This is a genomic window from Ruegeria sp. SATB045, from assembly GCF_059613525.1.
In genome coordinates, this window is the sequence record NZ_JBXWSR010000021.1 from 194,811 (window position 1) to 210,729 (window position 15,919).

Here is a 15,919-nt window from a genome sequence, read left to right on the forward strand (position 1 = left end):
TCAGGTTATCTGGGCGGGCATTTCTGTTCGGGGCCTTGATGACCAATCAAATCGCTATCTGGCTGGGTTTTTTGATTCTGGGCATCATGATTGCCGATGTCGCCGTCTATGGAACCGAGCATCTGCTTTTCCTGGGCAAAAAACTCTACGACTTTTTGGATTGGATCGCATTCTGGCGATGAGATAGGTTTTGCTTGACTTTTTGACCAATTTGGCTTTGTTAGCGCTAACCTTTTATTGGACGACACGCGACGGAGCGGATCATGACACTCAAGCTTGCAATCAATGGATTTGGACGGATCGGACGTGGCGTCTTGCGCGCCGTGATGGAAAGTGGCCGGACAGACGTTGAAATCGTCGCGATCAATGATCTCGCCAAACCCGAGATGAACGCCCATATGTTTGAATTCGACAGCGTCCATGGCCGGTATTTCAAACCTGTAAAGCTCACCGAAGCTGGCTTGGATGTGGGCACTGGCCCTATTCGCCTGACAAGCGAGCGTGAGCCTGAAAAACTGGACTGGTCAGATGTTGATGTCGTGTTGGAGTGCACTGGAGTGTTTCGCACGCGCGAAGCAGCAGCTCGTCATCTTGAAAACGGGGCAAGCAAGGTGCTGATTTCAGCCCCCGCACGCGGGGATGGCGGCGTCAAAACCGTAGTTTACGGAGTGAATGATCACGAACTGACAGCCGATGATATTATCGTGTCAAATGCATCATGCACGACCAACTGCCTGTCGCCAGTTGCAGCCGCGTTGGACGATGGCCTGGGAATTGTGCATGGCAACATGACAACCGTCCATGCTTATACCGCCAGCCAACCCGTCCATGATACCGCCGGCAAAGACCCCTACCTTTCCCGCGCTGCGGCATTATCGATGATTCCTACGACAACCGGCGCAGCCGCCGCAGTGGGCTTGGTGCTTCCACAACTTCAGGGCAAACTGACGGGACAAGCCATTAGGGTTCCAACCCCGAATGTTTCGGTTGTTGATCTTGTTGCCGAGGTTTCGCGCCCGACGAACGAGGACGAGGTAAATGCCTTGTTTGTCGCTGCTGCCGAGAAGATCCCGGGTGTTCTGGCGGCTGAGAAACGCCCCTTGATATCTGTCGACTTCAATCACGATTCCCACAGCTCGACCGTGTCACTTGCAGAAACAAAGGTAACCGACGGGACATTGGTCCGGGTTCTGGCTTGGTATGATAACGAATGGGGTTTCTCCAACCGCATGCTGGATACTGCAATGGCAATGGGTGCGTCAGCTTAAGCGGTTCTGTAAGGCTGTAGCAACGCGGGGCGTAACGAACTTGGATACGTCCCCGCCCAGCCGCGCAATTTCCTTGACCAGCTTGGACGCGATCGCCTGATGGCGCGCCTCGGCCATCAGAAAGACCGTTTCGATTGAATCATCCAGCGCGCGATTCATTCCAACCATTTGAAATTCGTACTCAAAATCAGCCACGGCCCGCAATCCGCGAACTATGGTTTGCGCTCCAACGTCGCGTGCGCAATCGATCAGCAGGTTTTCGAAGGGATGCGCGACAATCACTGTACCGGTCTGCTCGGATAGTTGGGCGCACTCGGCTTCGATCATAGCGACGCGCTCTTCCAAAGAAAACAACGGGCCCTTGTCTCGGTTGATAGCCACACCAATCACAAGCTTGTCGACCATCGCAGCAGCCCGGCGAATAATGTCGATATGGCCCAGTGTGATCGGATCAAAAGTTCCGGGATATAATGCGACCCGCATCGCGCCCTCCTGCGCAATAAAATTTCGGCGCAAGCAAACACAACTCTGCCGCGGGTGCAATAGGGCGCTTTGGCCCCGTCTGAAATTAGTGGCCCATGATCATTGTCTGGAGCGCCTCTTTCTCCATAGCCAATTCCGAAAGCTGTGCCTTGACCACATCTCCAAGTGTTACGATACCGATCAGCTTGCCATCTTCGACGACAGGCATATGGCGGAAACGCCCTTCGGTCATGCGGCTGAGGACATCCTGAACCGAGTCCTGACGCGTAGCAGTTACAAGATCGCTGGTCATGTAAGCGCTGACCGGTTTCGCCAGACAACCACTTCCACTTGCAGCCAACTCTCGCACGATGTCACGTTCCGACAAAATTCCAGATGCCGTTTCCCCCCCGTCTTCAGAGACCACAACCGTCCCGATCCGCTTTTCTGCAAGGATTTTTGCCGCATCGGACACAGTGAGATCGGGCGTAACCGTTTCGACCCCTTCCGTAGCCTTTGATTTCAGAATGGCCTGAACCAGCATGTGCGAAACCTCCGAAATAACTCGCTGTTTTACAAAGCGTTGCCGGAATGCCCATATGTGTCAAGGTGAAGCTTCAGCTTCCAGACGCACGACTTCCTCGCGGATTCCGGCAGTCAAAGCCTGTGCGAACCGGTTCAAGCGTTCATTTCGTTGATCGCCCTGATGTCGGATTAGAAAATACCTGCGGGTCAGACTAAGCTGATCCGTTAGGATTTTCCGCAGGTTTGGATGGAATGGCAGCGCAAAATCGTGCCCCACACAAACCCCTGACCCGAGCGATGCTTGCCCTAGCTGAACCGATATCGAATTCGATGCAAGGGCAACTCGTTCAACCCCGATATCGACCAGATAGTCGAGTTCCCGGTCAAAAATCATATCCGGGATATAGCCAATAAATCGATGCCTTCTAAGAGCTTCCAGGTTCTCAATTTTGGCTTGCGCATTCAGGTATTCCTGACTGGCAACCAGATGTAGCCGGTAGTCCGTGATCTTTTGCACCAGAAACCGGCCAGCCGTGGGCGCGCTGACCGTTATGGCCATATCCGCCTCACGGCGGGACAGGTTAATCACACGGGGCAAAGACAGAATCTGAATATCCAATTCGGGATTTGCGTCGCAGATTTTCGCGCAGACTTGTGGCAAAAGATACGTAGCGCAGCCATCCGGAGCACCGATCCTGATTTGGCCACTCAGTGTCTTGGATGATCCCGAGACAGAACCGGATGCGGCCCGCATGGCTTCTTCGGCCTTCAAGCCGTGATCAAGCAAGCGTTCCCCGATTGGCGTCAGAACATAACCTTGCTGCGACTTGGTAAACAAAGGCGCATCCAGCGATGCCTCAAGCCGTGCGACCCTGCGCCCTACCGTCGCCGGGTCGATCTTAAGACGCCGACCTGCGGCTGATAGGCTTTCCTCACGCGCGACGGCCAAAAACACCCGCATGTCATCCCAGTTTGGAACCACCGCTCCTCCTTTTGCATTTTTGCAAAATATTTTTGAATTATTGCCTCTGTTCACGCGATTTATGCAAGCCTATTCTGCGCCGAAACAACCCGGAGGAATTCGCAATGACCGAACTGTCCCATTTCATCAACGGTGAGAATGTCGCCGGCACATCCGGTCGCTTTGACGATGTGTTCAACCCGGCCACTGGTGAAGTTCAATACAAATGCCCGATGGCCAGCGCTGCCGAAACCACAGCCGCCATCGAAAGCGCAGCTGCAGCGCAACCCGCTTGGGGCGCAACCAACCCACAAAAACGCGCGCGCGTGATGATGACCATGGTTGGGCTGATCAACCGTGACATGGACAAGCTGGCCGAAGTCCTAAGCCGCGAGCACGGCAAGACTATTCCGGACGCCAAGGGCGACCTGCAACGCGGTTTGGAAGTGATCGAATACTGTGTCGGTGCCCCACATATGCTGAAGGGTGAGTACACAGACAGCGCCGGCCCCGGCATTGACATCTATTCGATGCGTCAGCCCCTTGGCGTCGTGGCTTCGATCATGCCGTTCAATTTCCCGGCCATGATGCCTTTGTGGCACGTTGGCCCCGCGCTGGCGTGCGGCAACGCCATTGTTCTGAAACCTTCAGAACGTGATCCGTCGGTCCCGTTGATGCTGGCCGAGCTGTTCATCGAAGCGGGTCTTCCGAAAGGTGTGTTCCAGGTTGTGAATGGCGACAAGGAAGCAGTCGACACCCTTCTGGACAGCGAGATCATCCAAGGTGTTTCGTTTGTGGGTTCGACTCCGATTGCGCTGTATATCTACAGCCGCGCCTCTGCGAATGGTAAGCGTGCGCAGTGTTTCGGTGGGGCCAAGAACCACATGATCGTCATGCCCGATGCCGATATGGATAAGGCTGCCGACGCGCTTGTTGGCGCCGGTTTCGGTGCCGCTGGCGAACGCTGCATGGCCGTTTCGGTTGCTGTTCCGGTCGGTGACGACACTGCAGACGCGCTTGTCGAAAAGCTGATCCCGCGCATCGAGAAACTGAAGGTCGGTCCCTATACTGCAGGTGATGACGTGGATATGGGCCCCGTCGTGACGGCCGCCGCAAAAGAACGCATTCTGGGTCTGATCAACTCTGGCGTGGAACAAGGTGCCAAGTTGGTCGTCGACAACCGTGATTTCAGCCTGCAAGGCTATGAAGATGGCTTTTTTGTTGGCCCGCACCTGTTCGATCACGTGACGCCGGAAATGGATATCTACAAGCAAGAGATCTTCGGCCCGGTTTTGTCCACCGTGCGTGCAGGTTCGTACGAAGAGGCGATTGGTCTGGCAATGGACCACGAATACGGCAACGGTACTGCGATATTCACGCGTGATGGTGACACTGCACGTGACTTTGCCAGCCGGATCAACATCGGCATGGTCGGCGTCAACGTTCCGATCCCGGTGCCGTTGGCCTACCACACCTTTGGCGGCTGGAAGAAATCCATGTTCGGTGATCTGAACCAGCACGGCCCTGACAGCTTCAAATTCTACACCCGCACCAAAACCGTCACGGCCCGTTGGCCGTCGGGCATCAAAGAAGGTGGCGAGTTTAACTTCAAAGCGATGGACTAAGTCACCTGCCTACGAAACCGGCCCCAAGCGGGCCGGTTTTTTAACGCTTCACGATAAATTCAGACCTCTATATCTGGAAAAACCCGATCAACAGGAATATTTTCAGCACAAACTATTGTTTGAGCAGTTCCTGATCCGGAGGCAAAATTGTCGAAATCCAGAATGACCCGTCGCTCTGCGGTGCTGGGCGTAGCGACCCTAGTGGCCACACCTGCTTTGGTGCGCGCGCAAAGTTTGGATGCGTTCCCGCAAAACGAAGATGCAATCAGCACTCAGCTTCCGGTTCGTAGAAACGTCTCATCTTTCTCACAACAAAACTGGCAGGATCACTTCGATGAACTCGGAGTAGGTGCATTGTTGGCGGATATCACAAGCCGCGCGGTGCACTACTGGGGGCCTGATGGGACTTACAAACTGTACCCCAGTTCGGTTCCCATGAGCGAAGAATTGACCAAGCGCGGCTATACCGAAGTCGTACGCAAGCGCGAAAATCCAAGCTGGACGCCCACCGCTTCGATGCGCGAGCGTGATCCTGATCTGCCTGTTCGAATGGAAGGCGGAGAACCGGGGAACCCACTTGGAACGCGCGCGATGTATTTGGGTTGGCCCGCCTATCTGGTACATGGCACCCATGATACGCGAAAGATTGGTCGACAAAGTTCGTCTGGTTGTATTGGCCTATACAATCAACATGTCGAAGAATTGTACCCTCTGGTCCAGGTCGGAACCCAAGTCCGTCTGGTCTGACAAAGAGCCCCGGACCGTCAAGGACCGGGGCTTTTTGTTAATGCTTGGCTTTATTATTCAGGCAGGATCACAGCGTCGACGACGTGGATCACACCGTTGCTGGTTTCGATGTCTGCCTGGATGACTTCGGCATCATTCACCTTGACGCCACGCTTGGCATTCACGCTCAGACGGTCACCCTGTACGGTTAGAACCTTGGCGCGTTTTCCGGCAATGTCACCAGACATGACCTTAGCAGGAACAACGTGGTATGTCAGGATTTCAACAAGTTGGTCCTTGTTCTCGGGCAGAAGCAGAGTTTCGACCGTACCCTCAGGCAAAGCTGCGAAAGCTTCGTCAGTCGGAGCGAAGACAGTAAATGGGCCGTCACCTTTCAACGTTTCAACAAGACCTGCGGCCTGAACGGCGGCAACGAGAGTTTCGAACGAACCGGCCGAAACGGCGGTATCCACAATGTCAGCGGCTTGTGCTTTGACGGGCAAAGTCAGTGCAAGTGCGGCGGCAGCGCCCATCAGTGTTTGGCGGAACATGGCTGTATCTCCTCTCCAGCGTGTTGTGGAAAGGGATACGGGGCCTCAGCCACAGCGGATCACTTTGAGTTCAATTTTCTTTGATCTGCACCCAGATACTTTGCGCACGACCATCGCCCAGGAACGGCAAAGCCTCGACCGCATCGGGGCGATCCTGTTGCAGGTAATACCCCGGCCAAAGCATTGAAAACGAACCAGATTGCAGCAATGCGTGCAGCATGTACTGCTCGCCCCACCCGGGGCAGTCATAGAAGAATCGCTTGGGATATTCATAAGGTAGAAAAACATCATGCACGTGAATCACCACACCGGGTTTCAGTGCAGGGATGATGCGGCAAAACAAATGCGCGACGTCATTGCTCATCCGGACTACATGGCTGGAATCGATGAACAGAACGTCGCCCGCCTCCAACTGATCGAACAGCGCGGGATCCACTTCTTCCAGCCGTCTCTGCTCGAAATGATCTACCACATGAGCGATATCAGCACGCGGATAGGGATCAATCGCGGTGATCTGCGTCTCAAGCCCGCCGTCGATGATCGCCTGCCGAGTAACGCGCGTGGAGTTTCCGCAGCCAACCTCAATCACACGCCGGGGTTTGAATCGGCGGATCATCAAATACAGCGCGTCGGCATCGGGACTATCGTAGTAACCGTTACCGACCCGATACCCCGTCTGATTGCGCTCGGGGTCCTTGAGGGCCGCAAGCGCATCCGCATGTTCGGTGTATTCTGCGACGAGAGGCGCGATATCAAACCCCTCCATTCCCGGTGACAACGCATAAGCGGGACGGGTCAAGCCGCCTGCCCGTTCAAATGCCTCAAGCCGGGCGCGCTCGTCGTCTTCTGGTCCTTTGTCGACCAATTTAACTCCAAGCTCCGAAAGCGTGTCGTTGATCTTTGGGAATTTCCTGGGTTTCACGCGAACGCTCCGGGGTTTGGACAGTTTACTGAAGGGTTCTTATCGCCGGCGCCGGGGGCTTCGCAAGCCAAACACTTGGCAAGGCGGTCATTTCCGTATTCACTGTTTGGAATAACCGACGAGGGCGACCATGCAGCAGGAATACACGCTGGGCATTGAAGAAGAGTATCTTCTGGTCAATCGGGACACGTTCGAGCTTGCCGAAGCGCCCGAAGCTTTGATGGAGGCCTGTCAGGCCGATTTCCAAGGTCAGGTCAGCCCCGAATTCCTGCAATGTCAGATCGAGGTCGGCACCCGCCCCCATGCGACCATTGCCGGCGCGCGCGAGGATCTGAAACGCTTACGGTCTTGCGTGGCCAAACGTGCAGCGGACTACAACCTCGCCCCAGTGGCGGTATCGTGTCATCCGTTTGCCGATTGGAAAAAGCAAAGCCATACGCGAAAAGATCGCTATGACGCCCTGCACCATGCACTTGGCGGCGTAGCGCGACGAATGCTGATCTGTGGAATGCATGTCCATATCGGAATTGATGACCCTGCCCTGCGCGCCGACCTTATGCCGCAGCTTTCGTATTTTCTGCCCCACCTTTTGGCCCTTTCGACCTCATCCCCCTATTGGAACGGCGAGGATACGGGGCTGTCGTCCTACCGTCTGACAGTCTTCGACAACCTACCCCGAACTGGCTTGCCTCCGACCTTGGCCAGTTGGGCCGACTATGAGCGCACCACGGGCATTTTGGTCGAATTAGGTGTGATCGAGGACACGTCGAAAATCTGGTGGGACTTGCGCCCATCACACCGCTTCCCAACGCTTGAGACGCGCATAATGGACGTGCAGCCCCGGCTGGAACACGCCTTGTCTTTGGCTGCGATGGTCCAGGCGCTGACCCGGATGCTATGCCGGTTAAAAGCTAGAAACTTACGCTGGCGCAACTATGACCAGTTCCTGATCGGAGAAAACCGTTGGCGCGCACAGCGCTATGGCGTCGGCGAGGGCATGATCGACTTTGGCGACCGCTCGATCAAGCCCATGCCCGAATTGATGGGCGAACTGATGGGACTACTGGCCGAAGACACCGAGGCACTTGGTACAATGACCGAACTGGCGCGGTTGCAACAAATCGCGCAGAACGGAACATCGGCCACACGTCAGCGACGCGTTTATGCCGAGGCATCCGCCCGTGGCGAAGATCCGGGAAAAGCGGTTGTCCAACACCTGATCGAGGAATTTCACCACGACCTTTAATCCCCAAGAGACAGATGCTGGGAATTGCTGGCCGTGAAAAATTTCTGTAAGGATTAGGAAATAAACACTCGTTCAATTCATCCGTCGGCGTGGGAGGGAAGCCATGGATTTCGCTTTAACCGAAGAGCAGACTGCGATCTTCGACATGGCCTATGAGTTCGGGCGGGAGAACATTGCCCCCTATGCTCGACAGTGGGAGGCCGAAGGCACCATCCCCAAAGACCTGTGGCCCCGTGTCGGAGAGCTTGGGTTCGGCGGCCTCTACGTCTCTGAAGACAGCGGTGGTTCTGGTCTGTCGCGTCTGGATGCCACCATGGTTTTCGAGGCGTTGTCGATGGCCTGCCCGTCCGTTGCAGCGTTTTTGTCGATTCACAACATGTGCGCCAAGATGCTGGACAGTTTCGCCGGGGATGCGCTGAAAGCGCGCATTATGCCCGATGTTCTCAGCCTGAATACCGTTCTCAGCTATTGTCTGACCGAACCGGGCTCGGGCTCGGATGCTGCCGCGTTGAAAACCCGCGCGGACCGCAGCAATGAAGGATACGCCCTGAACGGGACCAAGGCATTTATCTCGGGCGGCGGGTATTCCGATGCTTATGTCTGCATGGTGCGCACCGGACAGGACGGCCCCAAGGGAATCTCAACGGTCTATGTAGAAGACGGTGCGCCCGGCCTGTCCTTCGGCGCCTTGGAGCAGAAGATGGGGTGGAAAAGCCAACCCACAGCACAAGTGCAGTTCGATGATTGCAAAATCCCGGCCGAGAACCTTGTCGGCGTCGAAGGCGATGGATTCAAATACGCCATGATGGGGCTGGATGGCGGACGGCTGAACATCGCCTCATGCTCGTTAGGGGCCGCGCAAGCGGGGCTGAATATGACGTTGCAATATATGTCCGAGCGGCAAGCGTTCGGTCAGTCCATCGACCAGTTTCAGGCGCTGCAATTCCGTCTGGCCGATATGGAGATCGAGTTGCAGGCAGCCCGAACGTTCTTACGGCAGGCGGCCTGGAAACTGGATCAGGGCGCGCCGGATGCCACCAAGTTCTGCGCCATGGCCAAGAAATTCGTGACCGAGACTGGATCGAAAGTGGTGGATCAATGCCTGCAACTGCATGGCGGCTATGGCTATCTGGCAGATTACGGGATCGAGAAACTGGTCCGCGACTTGCGCGTGCATCAGATCCTGGAAGGCACGAACGAAATCATGCGCGTGATCGTGTCGCGCCAGATGCTCGCCAATCGCTGAGGGGGCCATGGCTGATATCGACATTCGCACCACCGGTCGCGCCGGACGGATCACACTGACCCGGACCAAAGCCCTGAACGCGCTCAGCTATGACATGTGCATGGCCATAGACACTGCTTTGCGCAACTGGCGTGAAGATGACTCGGTTGATCTTATTGTTATGGACGCCGAGGGCGACAAGGCATTCTGCGCTGGCGGCGACATTGCGGAACTGTACGAGACCGGCAAGAACGGTGACTATGCTTACGGCCAGACGTTTTGGCGCGATGAGTACCGCCTGAACGCGCTGATATTTGAATTCCCAAAGCCCGTCGTCAGCTTTCTGCAAGGGTTCACCATGGGCGGTGGCGTTGGCATTGGCTGTCACGGCAGCCACAGGATTGTAGGCGAAAGTAGCCAGATCGCCCTGCCCGAATGCGGGATCGGATTGGTTCCGGATGTCGGTAGCTCGCTGATGCTGGCGCTCGCACCGGGACGGGTCGGCGAATACCTTGGCATGACCGGTCATCGGATGGGCCCGGATGATGCCATTTTCGCAGGTTTCGCGGATCACTTCATCCCCATGGCTCAATGGTCGGACTTGATCGAACTGTTGGAAGCATCCGGAGACGCCAGCCTTCTGACCACCCACGCCCAAACACCCCCGGAGGGCGTGTTGACCGGATTGCAAACCAAGATCGACGCGCATTTTGACGGCGAAAGGCTGCAAGACATCCTCAATAGCCTCAAAGGCAGCGAAACGGACTTCGCAACCGCCGCGCTTAAATTGATCAACCGGGGTTCGCCGCTGGCTATGGCCTGCTGTATCGAGATTCTGCATCGCTTGCGCACCCCCAGCCTCACCATCCAGAAGGCGCTGGAACACGAGTTCCGCTTTACAAGTCGTGCGATGGAACACGGTGACTTTCTGGAAGGTATTCGCGCACAGATTGTCGACAAAGACCGCACTCCGCGTTGGAGGCACCCCGACCAGAACGTACCCATTGTCGAGGTATCGAGGATGCTTCAACCGATGGGCGCTAAAGCACTGACATTCTAGGAGGATTGAGGAATGAAGATCGGATTTATCGGGCTTGGGAACATGGGGAATCCGATGGCTGCCAATCTGGCGAAAGCCGGTCATGACGTGGTCGGGTTTGATATGGCGGATGTGGATGTTGCAGGCGTGACCCTTGCCTCATCAGGCGCTGAGGCTGCAGGCGGTGCCGACATTGTTATCACCATGCTTCCGAACGGCCAGATCCTGCGGGCGGTGGCGGATGATATTTTGCCAGCGATGAATTCCGGTTCAGTTTGGATTGATTGCTCGACCGTGGATGTCGACAGCGCCCGCGCCGTGGCCGAGCAGGCTGCACAAGTCGGTGTCTTGGCAGTAGACGCACCCGTATCCGGCGGGATCGGTGGGGCTGCGGCCGGTACCTTGACCTTTATGGCAGGTGGCAGTGATGTCGCCTTTGGCAAGGCTGCCCCCCTGTTCGAAATCATGGGACAAAAGGCCGTGCATTGCGGCGGATCAGGCGCAGGTCAAGCCGCCAAAATATGCAATAACATGATTCTGGGCGTGACCATGATTGCCACCTGTGAAGCGTTTGCATTAGCAGACAAGCTGGGTCTGGACCGACAGAAAATGTTTGACGTAGTCAGCACATCCTCGGGATATAGCTGGACAATGAACGCTTATTGCCCCGCACCGGGGGTCGGCCCCTCCAGCCCTTCGGACAATGACTACCAGCCCGGCTTTGCCGCCGAACTGATGCTCAAAGACTTGCGCCTAAGCCAACAGGCCGCGGAAAGTTCAGATGCGGATACGCCACTTGGTCAGGCGGCTACGGCTCTTTATGAGCAGTTCGTGGAATCCGAAGACGGTTTGGGCAAAGATTTCTCTGCCATGCTGCCACGTTTTGAAAAACGAGGAAGAAGTTAACCTTCGTCCGTGGGCGACAAACTGCCCACGGGGTTGACCCGCTCTGATCGGACCGCCATCTATCGGCGTAGATCAATTCGTGTGCCGGAGGTTTCTATGTCCCGTGTTTTGAAAGTAATAATGGTTGCTTCCATGTTTGTCGCAGCGCCCGCAGCGGTGATGGCAGGCAATGGTAAAGGCAACGGTAAAAACGCCGACAAGGTCTTTCGCGTGCCCTCGCAACCTGTGATTCAAACCAAAGGCAAGGCTGGGCATTGCCCTCCGGGATTGGCCAAGAAAAATGTCCCCTGCGTTCCACCTGGACAGGCAAAAAAGCTGTATCGCAACGGTGACTTCATCAACAACGATTACCGCTGGATCAATGATCCGTACCGCTATGGCTTGAACCGAGGGTCATATGTCCGCGCCGGGGACTATGTCTACCGGGTCGATCCCGAGACCCGCAAAGTGCTGAACTTGATCGGCGCCGTTGCGGATATCCTTAACTAAGTCACACAACCTCTGCGTTAGCTCCCTACTTTTGACGCAATTCAGCGTCATTTCAATTCTCATTATTGCGAGGATTGAATATGCATAGTGACAATTCGATTTTTGAGTTCCGCGGACCGTGGAACGTACCCATTCAGTTAAACCAAAGTCTGATTTTTCTAGTTTTGCTCATAGTGGGGTTCAGTTTTGATCCCGAATCCCTGCCCTATGCGCTTGGTTTTGTGGCCATTTTATTGACCTCAATCCTGCTGCATGAGCTCGGACACGCCTGGGGGTGCTTGATACAGGGTATCCCCGTCAATCGCGTCGTCCTGTATGGAGGTGGCGGGTTTTGCGAACATCGCCGCTCGACCTCATCCTACGAAGACGAATTGATCGTCGCTATGGGGCCGATCGTCAACCTGACGCTGTGGGCATTGTGTTCACTGCTGGAACCCTTCGTCACCTCGCCCGAACTGGGCTGGGTTCTAGTCGTGACCGCCCAATTGAACCTGTTTTTGGCGGTATTCAACATGTTGCCCCTGATGCCGTTGGACGGTGGCCGTCTGTTTCACGCTGTCCTTAACCGCATGGTCAAACCTGTGACTGCGACACGAATTGCCGGGCTTGTCGGACTGATCGGGGTCGCACTTTGGTTACCTATGATAGTATTCGCCTACGTAAACTTCGGCTTTGTGTTCCTGTTCTTTCCACCCTTGCTGCGTCATTGGCACATGCTCAGACACGCACAATACTAGCTTATTCAGCCGCAACCTGTTCCGGGTTCAACATCTGTTTTAGGTACCGACCGGTATGACTGCGGTCAACAGCGGCCACATCTTCGGGTGTGCCGGTGGCCACGATCTCACCGCCACCATCACCGCCTTCAGGGCCAATGTCGATGATATGATCGGCGGTTTTCACCACGTCCAGATTATGTTCGATCACTACAACTGTATTGCCCTGATCGACCAGTTCATGCAGCACTTCCAACAGCTTGCGCACGTCTTCGAAATGAAGACCCGTGGTCGGCTCGTCCAGAATATAAAGCGTCCGCCCGGTCGAGCGTTTGGACAATTCTTTTGACAGCTTCACCCGCTGCGCCTCGCCCCCTGACAGGGTCGTGGCCTGCTGGCCCACCTTGATATAGCCCAGCCCAACACGCGCCAGCGCATCCATCTTGTCGCGGATTGAAGGCACGGCCTTAAAGAACTCCTGCGCGTCTTCCACTGTCATATCAAGGACGTCGGCAATGGACTTGCCCTTGAACTTGATTTCAAGCGTCTCACGATTGTACCGCGCGCCTTTGCAGGTCTCGCAGGTCACGTAGACGTCGGGGAGAAAGTGCATCTCAATCTTGATAACGCCGTCGCCCTGACACGCCTCGCACCGGCCACCTTTGACGTTAAAGCTGAACCGACCGGGCTTGTACCCCCGGGTCTTGGCCTCGGGCAGACCGGCGAACCAATCGCGGATCGGGGTGAAGGCCCCGGTGTAAGTCGCTGGATTCGAACGCGGAGTTCGCCCGATAGGCCGCTGGTCAATGTCGATGACTTTGTCCAGATGCTCCAGCCCTTTGATCGTCTCGCAGGGCGCAGGCGTCTGGCGCGCGCCGTTCAACCGCATCGAAGCCGTCTTGAACAGCGTCTCAATCGTCAGGGTCGACTTACCGCCGCCGGACACGCCAGTCACGCAGACGAACTTGCCGAGAGGGAACTCGGCCGTGACATTCTTTAGGTTGTTTCCAGTGGCTTTGACGACCTTGAGCTTTTTCTTGTTACCCTTGCGTCGGTCACCCGGCACAGCAATCTCGCGCGTGCCCGACAGGTACTGCCCGGTCATCGAGGCCGCATCCGCCGCGATATGTTCAGGCGTACCGTGGCTGACCACCTGCCCGCCATGCACACCCGCGCCGGGGCCGATATCGAACACATAATCGGCCTCGCGGATGGCCTCTTCGTCATGCTCAACGACGATCACCGTATTACCCTGATCGCGCAGGTTCTTGAGCGTCCCCAGCAGCCTGTCATTGTCGCGTTGGTGCAGACCAATCGAAGGTTCGTCCAATACGTAAAGCACCCCGGTCAGGCCCGAGCCGATCTGGCTGGCCAGACGAATACGCTGGCTTTCGCCGCCCGACAGCGTACCACTTGAGCGCGAAAGCGTAAGATATTCCAAACCAACATTATTCAGGAATCCAAGGCGTTCACGGATCTCTTTCAGAATCGCCCGCGCAATCTCATTCTTCTGTACGCTCAGATGGTTCGGCGCGTCCTCGACCCAAGCTAAGGCCTCACGGATCGACATCTGCACGACCTGCCCCACATGCAGACCCGCGATCTTGACGGCAAGCGCTTCGGGCCGCAGGCGGTAGCCTTCGCAGGCCCCGCAAGGACGGTTGTTCTGATAGCGTTCGAACTCTTCACGGATCCACGCGCTGTCGGTTTCGCGATAGCGGCGTTCCATGTTTGGAATCACGCCCTCAAAGCTGCGCGTCACCTGATAGACACGGCCGCCCTCGTCATAACGGAACTGGATTTCTTCATCACCAGAGCCGCGCAGGAACACCTGTTGCACCTTGCCGGGAAGGTCTTTCCACGGGGTGTTCTTGTCGAACTCAAAATGTCGCGCAATGGCTTCGATGGTTTGCAAGAAATAGGGCGACTTACCCTTGCGCCACGGGGCCAAGGCACCGTCATACAGCTTGAGCGTCTGGTCCGGCACCACGAGGCGTTCATCAAAGAACAGCTCGACCCCTAACCCGTCGCAATCGGGGCACGCCCCAAATGGCGCGTTGAAGGAAAACAGGCGCGGTTCTATCTCGGGGATGGTGAAACCGCTGACCGGACACGCAAAATTCTCACTGAAGGTGATGCGCTCGGCGTCGCCTTCCTTCGGCGCAGTTTCCAGAATCGCGATGCCATCCGCCAAATCCAATGCGGTGCGCAGGCTGTCGGCCAGCCGTGTCTCCATCCCTTCGCGCACGACAAGGCGGTCCACCACCACGTCGATGTCATGGCGGAATTTTTTGTCCAGCGTCGGCGGCGAGTCGAGCTCATAGAACTCTCCATCCACCTTCACACGCTGAAAGCCCTGTTTGCGCAGTTCCAAAAACTCTTTCTTATATTCACCTTTCCGGTCGCGCACGATGGGAGCCAGCAGGTAGCCGCGTGTGCCCTCCTCCATCGTCATGATGCGGTCAACCATATCCTGTACCTGCTGCGCTTCGATCGGCTGGCCTGTGGCGGGGCTATACGGCGTGCCTGCGCGGGCGAACAAAAGGCGCAGATAGTCGTAGATCTCAGTCACGGTACCGACGGTCGAACGCGGGTTCTTCGAGGTCGTCTTCTGTTCGATCGAAATCGCCGGGGACAGCCCGCTGATGTGATCCACATCCGGCTTTTCCATCATGTCCAGAAACTGCCGCGCATAGGCCGACAGGCTTTCGACGTAGCGACGCTGACCCTCGGCATAAATCGTATCAAAAGCCAGCGACGACTTGCCCGAGCCAGACAGTCCCGTGATCACCACAAGCTGATCCCGCGGAATATCCACATCAATGCTTTTGAGGTTATGTTCGCGCGCGCCGCGCACCTCGATATTCTTCAGCTCAGCCATTTTGGCCCCCAAAAGGTAAGTATCCTAGAGATAGGCGAGCGGCGCTGAGTCTCCAACACAAAAATTAGAACAAAGTGAGAACGAACGAATTATTGCCGAACTCTCCTGACAGAACGCACGCACGGTTTGTAGTGGATGGTTGTTATCTGACTGATCAGGGAAGATTTTGATGAAATAAATGGCGCGGTTGACGGGGCTCGAACCCGCGACCCCCGGCGTGACAGGCCGGTACTCTAACCAACTGAGCTACAACCGCGCATCTATTTTCGTGGCCTTTAACCTGGACCAAGGATGGCAGCGATGGCGCGGTTGACGGGGCTCGAACCCGCGACCCCCGGCGTGACAGGCCGGTACTCTAACCAACTGAGCTACAACCG

The 15,919-nt window shown here is 56.1% G+C and carries 16 protein-coding genes and 1 tRNA gene; 10 read left to right on the forward strand and 7 right to left on the reverse strand.

The features are described 5' to 3' along the window. The first annotated feature begins 38 nt into the window (after positions 1-38). Both AC2FNR_RS12495 and gap read left to right on the forward strand, forming a co-directional pair. A complete protein-coding gene (locus AC2FNR_RS12495) occupies positions 39-182 on the forward strand; it encodes a hypothetical protein (RefSeq protein WP_170354071.1) in 144 nt (47 codons plus the stop codon). Positions 183-263: 81 nt separating this feature from the next. Then, positions 264-1,268 (forward strand): type I glyceraldehyde-3-phosphate dehydrogenase, encoded by a 1,005-nt coding sequence (gap, locus tag AC2FNR_RS12500; protein ID WP_496849262.1) that lies wholly within the window; start codon positions 264-266, stop codon positions 1,266-1,268. On the opposite strand, the gene coaD is transcribed toward gap, so the two are convergent. From coaD to AC2FNR_RS12515, 3 genes are all read right to left on the reverse strand, one after another. Further along, positions 1,260-1,751: a pantetheine-phosphate adenylyltransferase gene (coaD, locus tag AC2FNR_RS12505; protein ID WP_170751048.1), complete on the reverse strand. Its 492-nt coding sequence runs from the start codon at positions 1,749-1,751 to the stop codon at positions 1,260-1,262. The two genes, gap and coaD, sit on opposite strands and share 9 nt — an antisense overlap. Positions 1,752-1,836: 85 nt before the next feature. After that, a complete protein-coding gene (locus tag AC2FNR_RS12510) occupies positions 1,837-2,274 on the reverse strand; it encodes a CBS domain-containing protein (RefSeq protein WP_170354068.1) in 438 nt (145 codons plus the stop codon). A 60-nt stretch (positions 2,275-2,334) separates the two neighbouring features. Beyond that, on the reverse strand, positions 2,335-3,216 hold the full coding sequence (locus tag AC2FNR_RS12515) for a LysR family transcriptional regulator (RefSeq protein ID WP_174821799.1): 882 nt from the start codon (positions 3,214-3,216) through the stop codon (positions 2,335-2,337). 125 nt (positions 3,217-3,341) lie between these two features. On the opposite strand from AC2FNR_RS12515, the gene AC2FNR_RS12520 reads away from it, so the two are divergent. Next, entirely contained in the window at positions 3,342-4,841 is a 1,500-nt protein-coding gene (locus AC2FNR_RS12520; RefSeq protein WP_496849264.1) for a CoA-acylating methylmalonate-semialdehyde dehydrogenase, read from the forward strand. Positions 4,842-5,003: 162 nt separating this feature from the next. After that, positions 5,004-5,588, forward strand: coding sequence for a L,D-transpeptidase (locus AC2FNR_RS12525; protein WP_496849266.1), 585 nt, complete (start codon positions 5,004-5,006; stop codon positions 5,586-5,588). A gap of 53 nt (positions 5,589-5,641) precedes the next feature. Here the strand turns inward: AC2FNR_RS12525 and AC2FNR_RS12530 are convergent, their stop codons facing one another. Both AC2FNR_RS12530 and AC2FNR_RS12535 read right to left on the reverse strand, forming a co-directional pair. Then, a complete protein-coding gene (locus AC2FNR_RS12530) occupies positions 5,642-6,118 on the reverse strand; it encodes a fasciclin domain-containing protein (protein WP_170354064.1) in 477 nt (158 codons plus the stop codon). A gap of 70 nt (positions 6,119-6,188) precedes the next feature. Continuing rightward, a complete protein-coding gene (locus AC2FNR_RS12535) occupies positions 6,189-7,040 on the reverse strand; it encodes a class I SAM-dependent methyltransferase (RefSeq protein ID WP_480865437.1) in 852 nt (283 codons plus the stop codon). Between the two features lie 130 nt (positions 7,041-7,170). Here AC2FNR_RS12535 and AC2FNR_RS12540 point away from each other — a divergent pair, with 130 nt between their 5' ends. The 6 genes from AC2FNR_RS12540 to AC2FNR_RS12565 all read left to right on the forward strand — a co-directional run bounded on the left by AC2FNR_RS12540 (position 7,171) and on the right by AC2FNR_RS12565 (position 12,682). Next, positions 7,171-8,286: a carboxylate-amine ligase gene (locus AC2FNR_RS12540; protein WP_496849268.1), complete on the forward strand. Its 1,116-nt coding sequence runs from the start codon at positions 7,171-7,173 to the stop codon at positions 8,284-8,286. A 103-nt stretch (positions 8,287-8,389) separates the two neighbouring features. Then, complete coding sequence (locus tag AC2FNR_RS12545) at positions 8,390-9,532, forward strand: acyl-CoA dehydrogenase family protein (protein WP_496849270.1); 1,143 nt, start codon at positions 8,390-8,392, stop codon at positions 9,530-9,532. A 7-nt stretch (positions 9,533-9,539) separates the two neighbouring features. Beyond that, complete coding sequence (locus AC2FNR_RS12550; protein WP_496849271.1) at positions 9,540-10,571, forward strand: enoyl-CoA hydratase/isomerase family protein; 1,032 nt, start codon at positions 9,540-9,542, stop codon at positions 10,569-10,571. Between the two features lie 12 nt (positions 10,572-10,583). Continuing rightward, entirely contained in the window at positions 10,584-11,456 is an 873-nt protein-coding gene (gene mmsB, locus AC2FNR_RS12555) for a 3-hydroxyisobutyrate dehydrogenase (protein ID WP_353389588.1), read from the forward strand. A gap of 96 nt (positions 11,457-11,552) precedes the next feature. After that, positions 11,553-11,945 (forward strand): hypothetical protein, encoded by a 393-nt coding sequence (locus AC2FNR_RS12560; protein WP_496849273.1) that lies wholly within the window; start codon positions 11,553-11,555, stop codon positions 11,943-11,945. A gap of 80 nt (positions 11,946-12,025) precedes the next feature. Beyond that, positions 12,026-12,682 (forward strand): site-2 protease family protein, encoded by a 657-nt coding sequence (locus tag AC2FNR_RS12565; RefSeq protein WP_480865430.1) that lies wholly within the window; start codon positions 12,026-12,028, stop codon positions 12,680-12,682. Position 12,683: 1 nt separating this feature from the next. On the opposite strand, the gene uvrA is transcribed toward AC2FNR_RS12565, so the two are convergent. Continuing rightward, the gene (gene uvrA, locus AC2FNR_RS12570) at positions 12,684-15,542 is read right to left on the reverse strand and encodes an excinuclease ABC subunit UvrA (protein ID WP_496849275.1); all 2,859 of its coding nucleotides are present in this window, start codon (positions 15,540-15,542) and stop codon (positions 12,684-12,686) included. A 179-nt stretch (positions 15,543-15,721) separates the two neighbouring features. Then, positions 15,722-15,798: transfer RNA gene (locus AC2FNR_RS12575), tRNA-Asp, on the reverse strand. Positions 15,799-15,919 lie beyond the last annotated feature (121 nt).

What these genes read in the sequence shown, in the direction of transcription:
- AC2FNR_RS12515 (WP_174821799.1), bottom strand. Translation starts at nt 3,216, where the DNA reads ATGCGGGTGTTTTTGGCCGTCGCGCGTGAGGAAAGCCTATCAGCCGCA.
- mmsB (WP_353389588.1), top strand. Translation starts at nt 10,584, where the DNA reads ATGAAGATCGGATTTATCGGGCTTGGGAACATGGGGAATCCGATGGCT.
- AC2FNR_RS12525 (WP_496849266.1), top strand. Translation starts at nt 5,004, where the DNA reads ATGACCCGTCGCTCTGCGGTGCTGGGCGTAGCGACCCTAGTGGCCACA.
- AC2FNR_RS12565 (WP_480865430.1), top strand. Translation starts at nt 12,026, where the DNA reads ATGCATAGTGACAATTCGATTTTTGAGTTCCGCGGACCGTGGAACGTA.
- AC2FNR_RS12560 (WP_496849273.1), top strand. Translation starts at nt 11,553, where the DNA reads ATGTCCCGTGTTTTGAAAGTAATAATGGTTGCTTCCATGTTTGTCGCA.
- uvrA (WP_496849275.1), bottom strand. Translation starts at nt 15,542, where the DNA reads ATGGCTGAGCTGAAGAATATCGAGGTGCGCGGCGCGCGCGAACATAAC.
- gap (WP_496849262.1), top strand. Translation starts at nt 264, where the DNA reads ATGACACTCAAGCTTGCAATCAATGGATTTGGACGGATCGGACGTGGC.
- AC2FNR_RS12520 (WP_496849264.1), top strand. Translation starts at nt 3,342, where the DNA reads ATGACCGAACTGTCCCATTTCATCAACGGTGAGAATGTCGCCGGCACA.
- AC2FNR_RS12540 (WP_496849268.1), top strand. Translation starts at nt 7,171, where the DNA reads ATGCAGCAGGAATACACGCTGGGCATTGAAGAAGAGTATCTTCTGGTC.
- AC2FNR_RS12550 (WP_496849271.1), top strand. Translation starts at nt 9,540, where the DNA reads ATGGCTGATATCGACATTCGCACCACCGGTCGCGCCGGACGGATCACA.
- AC2FNR_RS12530 (WP_170354064.1), bottom strand. Translation starts at nt 6,118, where the DNA reads ATGTTCCGCCAAACACTGATGGGCGCTGCCGCCGCACTTGCACTGACT.
- AC2FNR_RS12495 (WP_170354071.1), top strand. Translation starts at nt 39, where the DNA reads ATGACCAATCAAATCGCTATCTGGCTGGGTTTTTTGATTCTGGGCATC.
- AC2FNR_RS12545 (WP_496849270.1), top strand. Translation starts at nt 8,390, where the DNA reads ATGGATTTCGCTTTAACCGAAGAGCAGACTGCGATCTTCGACATGGCC.
- AC2FNR_RS12510 (WP_170354068.1), bottom strand. Translation starts at nt 2,274, where the DNA reads ATGCTGGTTCAGGCCATTCTGAAATCAAAGGCTACGGAAGGGGTCGAA.
- coaD (WP_170751048.1), bottom strand. Translation starts at nt 1,751, where the DNA reads ATGCGGGTCGCATTATATCCCGGAACTTTTGATCCGATCACACTGGGC.